Source organism: Verrucomicrobiota bacterium (assembly GCA_038744685.1).
In the GTDB taxonomy this organism is placed as follows: domain Bacteria; phylum Verrucomicrobiota; class Verrucomicrobiia; order Opitutales; family Puniceicoccaceae; genus Puniceicoccus.
The window spans coordinates 21,057-28,702 of sequence record JBCDMB010000037.1 but is presented as its reverse complement, the minus strand read 5'-3'; the positions used below and the strand labels follow the sequence as shown (position 1 = coordinate 28,702).

12 protein-coding genes are annotated in these 7,646 nt (G+C 55.6%); all 12 read left to right on the top strand.

The genetic code is table 11. The annotated features are described in order from the left end of the window. The coding region (locus AAGJ81_14800) for a hypothetical protein (protein ID MEM0967414.1) at positions 1–950 on the top strand (950 nt) is incomplete at its 5' end. A gap of 2 nt (positions 951–952) precedes the next feature. After that, entirely contained in the window at positions 953–1,483 is a 531-nt protein-coding gene (locus AAGJ81_14795; protein MEM0967413.1) for a hypothetical protein, read from the top strand. A gap of 1 nt (position 1,484) precedes the next feature. Further along, the gene (locus AAGJ81_14790; protein MEM0967412.1) at positions 1,485–1,982 is read left to right on the top strand and encodes a hypothetical protein; all 498 of its coding nucleotides are present in this window, start codon (positions 1,485–1,487) and stop codon (positions 1,980–1,982) included. A 6-nt stretch (positions 1,983–1,988) separates the two neighbouring features. Then, the gene (locus AAGJ81_14785; GenBank protein ID MEM0967411.1) at positions 1,989–2,306 is read left to right on the top strand and encodes a hypothetical protein; all 318 of its coding nucleotides are present in this window, start codon (positions 1,989–1,991) and stop codon (positions 2,304–2,306) included. Position 2,307: 1 nt separating this feature from the next. Continuing rightward, complete coding sequence (locus tag AAGJ81_14780) at positions 2,308–2,610, top strand: hypothetical protein (GenBank protein ID MEM0967410.1); 303 nt, start codon at positions 2,308–2,310, stop codon at positions 2,608–2,610. Further along, positions 2,607–3,380: a hypothetical protein gene (locus AAGJ81_14775; GenBank protein MEM0967409.1), complete on the top strand. Its 774-nt coding sequence runs from the start codon at positions 2,607–2,609 to the stop codon at positions 3,378–3,380. Before AAGJ81_14780 ends, AAGJ81_14775 begins: the two co-directional genes overlap by 4 nt. A 1-nt stretch (position 3,381) precedes the next feature. Next, complete coding sequence (locus AAGJ81_14770) at positions 3,382–3,615, top strand: hypothetical protein (protein MEM0967408.1); 234 nt, start codon at positions 3,382–3,384, stop codon at positions 3,613–3,615. A gap of 72 nt (positions 3,616–3,687) precedes the next feature. Continuing rightward, positions 3,688–4,248: a hypothetical protein gene (locus tag AAGJ81_14765; protein ID MEM0967407.1), complete on the top strand. Its 561-nt coding sequence runs from the start codon at positions 3,688–3,690 to the stop codon at positions 4,246–4,248. Further along, positions 4,245–4,637 (top strand): hypothetical protein, encoded by a 393-nt coding sequence (locus AAGJ81_14760; GenBank protein MEM0967406.1) that lies wholly within the window; start codon positions 4,245–4,247, stop codon positions 4,635–4,637. Before AAGJ81_14765 ends, AAGJ81_14760 begins: the two co-directional genes overlap by 4 nt. Next, on the top strand, positions 4,634–5,170 hold the full coding sequence (locus AAGJ81_14755) for a hypothetical protein (GenBank protein ID MEM0967405.1): 537 nt from the start codon (positions 4,634–4,636) through the stop codon (positions 5,168–5,170). The genes AAGJ81_14760 and AAGJ81_14755 overlap by 4 nt, the downstream gene beginning before the upstream one ends. Next, entirely contained in the window at positions 5,167–5,667 is a 501-nt protein-coding gene (locus tag AAGJ81_14750; GenBank protein ID MEM0967404.1) for a hypothetical protein, read from the top strand. Before AAGJ81_14755 ends, AAGJ81_14750 begins: the two co-directional genes overlap by 4 nt. Positions 5,668–5,833: 166 nt before the next feature. Continuing rightward, on the top strand, positions 5,834–7,642 hold the full coding sequence (locus AAGJ81_14745; GenBank protein MEM0967403.1) for a hypothetical protein: 1,809 nt from the start codon (positions 5,834–5,836) through the stop codon (positions 7,640–7,642). Positions 7,643–7,646 lie beyond the last annotated feature (4 nt).

Sequence of the window (7,646 nt, the reverse complement as noted above, 5' to 3'; positions counted from 1 at the left end):
CTGAGTTTGAGCGCGGCGGCAGAGAGCTCATTGTCGACCTCTCATCCAATTCGACGTTTACCAACGGCTCGACAACAGGATGGACTCCCTCTGGTGGAGGCAGCGTCGCCGTTGACGACGCAAACGACCAGATAGACGTTACTGGTAGTGGCAACAACGCGGGCGGGGCCTGCGGGCGTGCATTGTTGAGCGAAGAGCCAACCGCAGGGGACACGCTGGTGATCACAGCAGACGTGGCGGCAGTCGATTTCGGTGCTGCTAATGGATGGGCGTTAGGGATCGGCAATACGGCAGATACCTTCCTAATCACTGCTCCTGGTGTGTATACGTGGAGTGTGAGGTTGGACGCAGACATGTTGCCATCTGGCGTGCGCGTCGCGTTGGCAGGCGATCCGGGAGGATCAGTAACGATTTCGCTAAATTCCCTAAGTGTTGAGAGTGCAGGCGCCCTCACTGCCCTTGATTTTGATATGGGCACGGGCTACTACGTGCCTGATCTGTCGGGTAACGGCAACTATGCATTGCTGAGCGAGACCGGGACCGTTTGGACTGATCCGAAAACATCGGGCTACCTCATCGAGCCCGGCGTTGATGCCTACAACTCTGGCGCGGGCAATGTAGAATTGATCTCGTCGCTCCGGCCGATCCTTCCGGAGGGCGCGATGCTGACGCGCCTTAGTCTATGGAACCATAACACGGCTGAGGTAACGGGCACCCTCGATGTAAAACTCAGTTCTGGAGGCTCCAATCAAGAGATCGGCGACACACTGACGTTAAGCCTCCCTCTCGCGACCTCAGTAGTCAGGGGTAACTCATTTGGACTCAACATGACTGGTCCCGGCCAGCTGATCTCTACTCGCCGCAATATCGCCCTCACCGCCTCCGACCCGGACGCAACCAATCTCACTGTCCGTGCCGATTACATCGTCCTAGATCCCTCGCTGAACTGACCATGAAACACTTAGTATCTATAATTCTCTTCCCGCTCGCCCTCTTAGCGAGCGAGCCACAGCCGATCCTTGTCACGGTCGACGAGAACGCGGTCCACTTTAGAGTCGAGGGCAAGGGCGGGATGTATCCCAAGCCGTTGCCTTCAAGCGTCACCATCCCCGACGGAGCGACTACCGAATGGGACGGGGAGACTCTGACGCTGACCGTAATTGTCACGACTGCGGTCGAGGGCGAGGAGCCAACTTTTACCACGACTCCTTTCGTTCTCACGGAGGCAGAGATTGCCGAAGCGTGGGCTTACGTCCCACCGCCGCCGGAGCTGCCCTTGAGGGAACGTCTTCTAAACGTAGCAGGCGGTTTCCCGCCTGAGGTCCTCGCCGCGTTTCCATTCGACCGCGCCGCCTACTGGTTCGACCGCGACCGTCAGGACGTAGTCCAAGCTCTAATACAAGGCGTTGATGTGTCGGCCCAACCCCAAGCGATCCAGGACGCCAAAGCCGCGATGCTAGCTCAATTTCCAACCACAGAATAAAATGAAACTAACACACATACTGATACTCGCGGTCATCGGAATCGCACTCTCCCTAACGTCTGCCACGGCCAACCCTGATGCGTTTTTTCCGGGTGAGTTGATTGATCATACAGTTACGCATTCTCCGAACATCGATAACCATCAGATGAGGCTGGTTTTTAGTAAGAGTTTAAAGAGCCTACCCTCTCAGTCCGCAGTGGAAACTCGCCGTATCGTAAATCGGGAAGATTGGACATGGCTGGGGATCACGTTTCGCACAAAGCACACGGCGTTTGCGCTACCTCAAAGCGAGATCGATTTACTGGTCGAGATCGCTAAAGAAGAAGCGTGGTCTGACAGGAAAATCCTAGAGGTTTTGCGCGGCTATGATCGCACGCAGGTTTGGAAAGCGAGACGGGCACTGGGAGTCGATTACTTTGTGCCCCATCGAAAGGTCACGTCCGTAGACCGTATCAGGACAAATAGACGTTTGAACGGTCAGATTGCCAATGGCTGGTAGCGCAAGATGAACGACACCAATAGAACTATAAACACATGGGGAGCGCTTATCGCCGCTGCTGTGGTTTTGCTTGGTGCGGGCGTTTATATAGGTCGCGCAGAGATCCAAGCTTCATCCATGCAGGATGCGATTAAAGAGCTAAAAGAGAGCCAGCTACAAATGGCTAAATTCATACAAGTTTTCGCTCAGGGAGGTCAACGCTACAACTCTGATGATGCTTTGGAGCAGTGGCACCAATCACGCAGCAATTTCTACGAAATGGGACCTCAGTCATTCTGGTTGGAAAAGCCATTTCACATGCCAGACAACGCATCCCCTAATTAAAATGAACAATTTGAAACTCTCTTTGGTATTGGTTCTTGTAGTCGGGTTGGCAGGTTGTGAAACGCCAAAGCAGCAGACTTTTGCGCCAACCCCGAACGAGCTGGTGCAAGAGACAGTAACGGACTGGGTCCAGGGTGATTCTGGTCCAAGGCCAGAGGCCCAGTATAAAGACAAAGAAGCGTTTCTTAATTCAATTGAGGTCAGAGAGCTACGGGAATTGTCCGTCAAATACGGATACGATCCTAATACTCTGGTAGGAGCTACTTGGGAAATCGTAATCAACATTAACCACGAAGGACGATGAACACTCTTAAAGAGTTTACAAAAGGCATACCTCCGGTTCCTGACGAGCCTGCACAAGTGGAGGGCGATCAAGTATTTGAACCTAGAGTTAGCACCACGCTTGCACCAGAGGAGTTCACAGTAGCGTTCCCGCCTCCGCATTTGCCACAAGGTCAGACTGGAGCTTGCACGGCACATAGTGCGGTCCAAATGCTTTATTCTCAACAGTCGAGGATGCTTGGCAAACCGGCTGAGTTGATGTCCCCCATGGCTCTTTACTACAGAACCAGAGAGCTTGCCGGGAGGTTGAATGAAGATTCGGGAGCAACAAAGCGCGAAGTGCTGACTGCGCTCCGCGAGTCAGGAACGATACCATACAGGGTTTTCAAGAATCCGCAGCCCGTGACCAAACGCCCCCCCAATTACGAACCTATGACAAAAATCAAAGGTTTTTGGATCATGTGGGCTGGTGTGGAACAGAGTCCTCATCTAGTCAGAGATGCGATGTTCTTCGAGGGCCTCACTGTGAGCGTGCACGTGAGAATCCCGGAAGACGACATGAAAAGCAGGGTAGTGGCGCGGACAGGCATCTTCTCTGAGGTCGGCAATGATCTTTCTTTTGACGGCTATGGGCATGACATGTGCCTTTACGGGCAGCGCGTCATCAACGACAAGCCTTACGGTGTGACGCGCAATTCGTGGAACCACAAAGACTGGTATGTTCCGCTAGAGAATCTATCAAACCGACGCTACTGCTACGCGATATTCACTTTGGGACAGGGGTGGCCTTGAGATGAGCTATTTCGAGAACTACCCCGGCCCCTGTGAGCACCCACAAAATTCACTCTTCCGGGAGAAAGCGGCCCTCGACCGCAGAGAGCTTGCTGTGCGTGTCCTGTTGGGCGAACCTCAGTCGCTACCGGGCCAAGTCAAGGCATGGCTCGAATCCGAACAAAACCGGCTGGCAATCCAACATCGTTCTCTTGCCGCGAAATTGATCGGCGAAGAGGAGCCACCTCTCCGCTGATTTTTTGTAGGAAAAGGGTTTATCCCTCGACCCTTCACTTAAAACTTCGCTTTTCGACCCTTTAGTGAAGACATGTCGAACAAGCCTGCATCTCCTGAATGGTTCCGTGAACGCGGAGAAAAGCGTTTGGAGGATTGGTGGGAGTCCATACCCGTAGGCGAGTTTTACGGGCTCTGTGGGGCGCATTACGCGGTAGGTCCGCGTGAATTTGAATACATCCCTACGCCCAACGGGGAGTTCGGGTTTATCGATTCGGCCGGGCAGGATCACCGCCCCGACGTCTTTCGTCACGACTTTGGCTCGACTGACGTGGCCCGGGGCTTGCCCTACCTCTCTAAAATCGAGTTCCCGCAAGCCTACCTCATCCACGATTGGGATTTTTACCGCAATCATGCTTGTGCCCTAGTCGGCAAAGTCTACGACCGCACCCTGGAGCAAGCGGGCGCGACGCTCATTGAGTCCATCAAGACCTTGGTCGTCAAAGGGCATGACGGCGTCTTCTGGAAATGCCCGCCCCTCGTCGCCAACCGCATCTATCGCACCGTCACCTCCGCCGTAGCCCGCCGGATCTGGGAGGACCACACAAACCCAAAATCCCTTTCCATCGATTTGGCTCTGGACGCAACATCATGAAAAATCAACTCTCCAAACTCCTCGAAGCCGCTCTCGGCAAAGGCGGCCGAACGACCGCTCTGCTAGGCTTGGCGGCGACTCTTTTCCTTGGAGGTCCCTCTACCTCTCCCTCCGCTTCTGATGAGTCGTCCGATGACCCCGCTTTTATCCGGGTGGATGACGCTTCGGGAGAACCGGGCGCAACCGTGGCTATCCCTCCCGCCGCCGAGACCTCAGTCGAGAAGATTTCCCAAGGCTTCGCGCTCCTTACCGAAGGCGTCACGGGCCTCCTTGGGCTGAATTTTCAGGAACTCCTCTTCACGCTCTTGGCCCTTTGGCTGATGGCTGTTCGGGGTGTCGAGATGCCAAAAAAACCGAAACCTGCACCCGCCGCGCCCCCATCCGAATGAAAAACCTGATCATTTTTCCCCTCTGCCTGATTCTCTCAGGATGCGGGACGGGCGTTGGCGAGTTCTTCTCCGGCGTCAATACCGCCAAGGACATTCAGAAAGAAGAGAATCAGGCCGTCAAAGACATCCTTGCGGCTATCAAGGAACTGCCCGCGCAAGTGATCGGGGAAATCATCGTCCCGCCCGGTTGGGCAAACAACACAGACGAGAACGTAGTCTTCAAAATCACTGTCAGAGAGTCCATGCAGCTCACCCTCTTTCAGGCGATGCAGCTCGCGAAGTTCGACCTCTCCGATCCGCTCTTTCTCCGTTACGCGCAGACCTTCTTGCCCGCTGTCCTCTACTTTGGCGGCCGCTACTATGATGACCGCGCGGCCCAACGCTCATCCGAGACGAATCGCCTCATCATCAACCGTCAATACGACTACCTTGAAGATCAAACGTCTCTTAACGATCAACTCCAGTTCGTAGGCGAAGGCACCGTTCTCCTAAACCCTCCCGCTGATGCGGAAGTTGAACCGGTTACGCCGTGAGGTTCTACCGCATCAACTGGCACAAGCGCCTTCCCGCCGTCCGCGTGCCCGTGCCCACCGTGGGCACGCTGGAGGCCGTCCTCACGATCGAGAGTGAGGAATACGGCGGCCCGGATGAAGGCGCCCGCCTGCTCAACCTCCTTCTCTATCGGCGAACCCCTCGGGATTGGCTCGCTTCCTGGCTCTTCCTCCTCTTTGGAGGCCCCTCCGCCTACAGCCTCCTCATCGAGAACGTCTTCGATACCGACCGCTTTTTCTCCGAGCTGGGCAAAAAGCCCCGCAAAAGCGCCCGCCGCTCCAAGCATCCCACTCCGGAGAAGAACCTCCGCGAGCTACGGGCAGAAATCGCCCGCCTAGCTGTCGAGCAAAAGGTGACCCCGGCGGAAATCCGCGCTCTGGAGCTGCCGGATTTCTACCGCATCCAAGCCAGCCTTGACGAAGCCAAGCTCAACCAACGCAAATGGGAAGCCTCCCTCAATGGCCGGAAAATTCGCTAGGCCAAGATTCCGCAACGGGAGGGACAAAGCGGAACCAAGTTACTCTCATTTCCTCCCAACGAAAGTCCTAGCGCGGTCGCTCAACCGCTTCCGCCGTAAACGCCTCACCCGGGTCCGCGACAACGTCGCCCCTCTTTAACTTCTAACTTCTCCCTTCAAACTTCCCATGGCTCGCTCGGAACTGGAGATCCTCATCGACATACAGTCGAAGCTCGGAGGCATCCACGAATCCGCCCGGGCCATGTCGGGGCTGGATAAGAAGTCACACAAGACCTTCCAGAGGATTAAAGATGGCGCTAAAGGTGCCTATCGATGGATGAACCGGCTAGCGGTTGTGGGTATCGCTGGAGTCACCGCAGGGTTAACCGCCGCCGCCAAGGCATCGATTGATTACGGCTCGACCATGTCCGACATAGCGACCCGTAATCAAATGGGGATCGAGGAGTTCCAAGCCCTGAACGATGTCGCCCGGGAAGCAGGCGTAGGCCAAGAAGTTCTTGAGCGCGGAATCCGCAATTCGATAGGGCGGCTGCAGGAAGCCGCAGACGGCAATCGACGCTATGCGGATGCCGTGAACCGTCTAGGGTTGGACCTAGGCGCGTTGATGAAACTGCCCGTTGAACGGCGCTTGGAGGCGTTTGGGCAAGCCTTTGTCAACGCAACCAACAAATCCGAAGCCTTCCGGGACATCCAAGCCATCCTGGGGGAACGCGCCGGTCCCATGCTCTTGGAAGTCCTCGAAAAGCTGGGCACGCAAGGCTACGACGTGTTGGCTGAAAAGGCCCGTGAAACCGGCAATGTCATGGCGGATTCAACCGCCCGCAGCCTTGACCGCGCTGCAGACGCAATTGAAGCCTTCAAGACCCGTGCGACGATCAAAGTCGGTGAGATTATTGCGGGGGAATCCGACGGCGCCGCCGCCAAAATCTTTGGCCTCCAACTGCTCAAAGCGGCGAGCAAGTTTGCTGAATTCATTGTTAAAATCCCCGTCCGGTTCGGTGTTTTGCTAAAGTCGGTCCTTCTCGAAGCTGGATCACAGCTAGGCTCTCGCTTCGATCTGATTGGGCAGACTCTCAAAGTAAATTTAATGGCCGCCGTAAACGCGGTATTTCAGAGAATCCCGGGAATTTCGGATGAACTCAAAGATGCGTTTTCAAGTGCTGTAAATGCCAACGAGAAGCTTCTGGAAGCCATGGGGCGAAAAGTCGAAAGAGAGACTCCCGGTTTCTTTGAAGGAGTGGGCAATCGATACAGTGACGACATGGAGGCCGTAGACCAGTTCTTCAAAGACAGCCCCATTTTTGGTGGCACTCAGGGAACCATTGACGACACTATAGAAGCCCTTCGCGGCGAACTCCGTTCCTTTCAGGAAGCGGACAAAGCCAAGAACGAGCTGGAAAACCTCCGGGTAGAAATCGACCGCCAAGGCGAAGGCGCAACTACCCCGGCAACCGACGAATCCACCAGCCTCAACGAAGCCGCCGAAGAACTCAAAACCGCCGCCTCCGATCTCCAGTCCTCCGCCAAAGAGCAATCCGACTTTGAGCGCCTCAAGAACACTCCCGGTGCGCGGACCGATCGCTTCCGTCACTCGGACGGCACCCTTGGCGAGCGTGTCTTCATTGGCGGTAGTTTCGCCGCCGATTCCTTTGGCAACGTCAACCCCCGTTTCCGCGAGAATCCATCCGGCATCGGCGCCCGCCTCGCAGAAGGCATGAACGCGACCCGCGATCGTATTGCTGGCATCGATTCCACTGCCCCAGAAAGCTCCGGCGGTGAATCCGGCAGTCAAAATGCCACCGGCATGCCCAAAACGGCCAAAGCCCTTACCGACCTCAAAGCTGTCATCGAACAGGCGGACACCGAAAACGCCGCCAAAGTTGCCGAGCTCGGGCAAGCCCTTGAGCAAAAAGGGCAGGAAAACAAAGCCGCTCATGACCGCATCATAGAAATCGTCAAAAACCAGAGGAACTAGCCCC

What these genes read in the sequence shown, in the direction of transcription:
- AAGJ81_14795 (MEM0967413.1), top strand. Translation starts at nt 953, where the DNA reads ATGAAACACTTAGTATCTATAATTCTCTTCCCGCTCGCCCTCTTAGCG.
- AAGJ81_14790 (MEM0967412.1), top strand. Translation starts at nt 1,485, where the DNA reads ATGAAACTAACACACATACTGATACTCGCGGTCATCGGAATCGCACTC.
- AAGJ81_14785 (MEM0967411.1), top strand. Translation starts at nt 1,989, where the DNA reads ATGAACGACACCAATAGAACTATAAACACATGGGGAGCGCTTATCGCC.
- AAGJ81_14780 (MEM0967410.1), top strand. Translation starts at nt 2,308, where the DNA reads ATGAACAATTTGAAACTCTCTTTGGTATTGGTTCTTGTAGTCGGGTTG.
- AAGJ81_14775 (MEM0967409.1), top strand. Translation starts at nt 2,607, where the DNA reads ATGAACACTCTTAAAGAGTTTACAAAAGGCATACCTCCGGTTCCTGAC.
- AAGJ81_14770 (MEM0967408.1), top strand. Translation starts at nt 3,382, where the DNA reads ATGAGCTATTTCGAGAACTACCCCGGCCCCTGTGAGCACCCACAAAAT.
- AAGJ81_14765 (MEM0967407.1), top strand. Translation starts at nt 3,688, where the DNA reads ATGTCGAACAAGCCTGCATCTCCTGAATGGTTCCGTGAACGCGGAGAA.
- AAGJ81_14760 (MEM0967406.1), top strand. Translation starts at nt 4,245, where the DNA reads ATGAAAAATCAACTCTCCAAACTCCTCGAAGCCGCTCTCGGCAAAGGC.
- AAGJ81_14755 (MEM0967405.1), top strand. Translation starts at nt 4,634, where the DNA reads ATGAAAAACCTGATCATTTTTCCCCTCTGCCTGATTCTCTCAGGATGC.
- AAGJ81_14745 (MEM0967403.1), top strand. Translation starts at nt 5,834, where the DNA reads ATGGCTCGCTCGGAACTGGAGATCCTCATCGACATACAGTCGAAGCTC.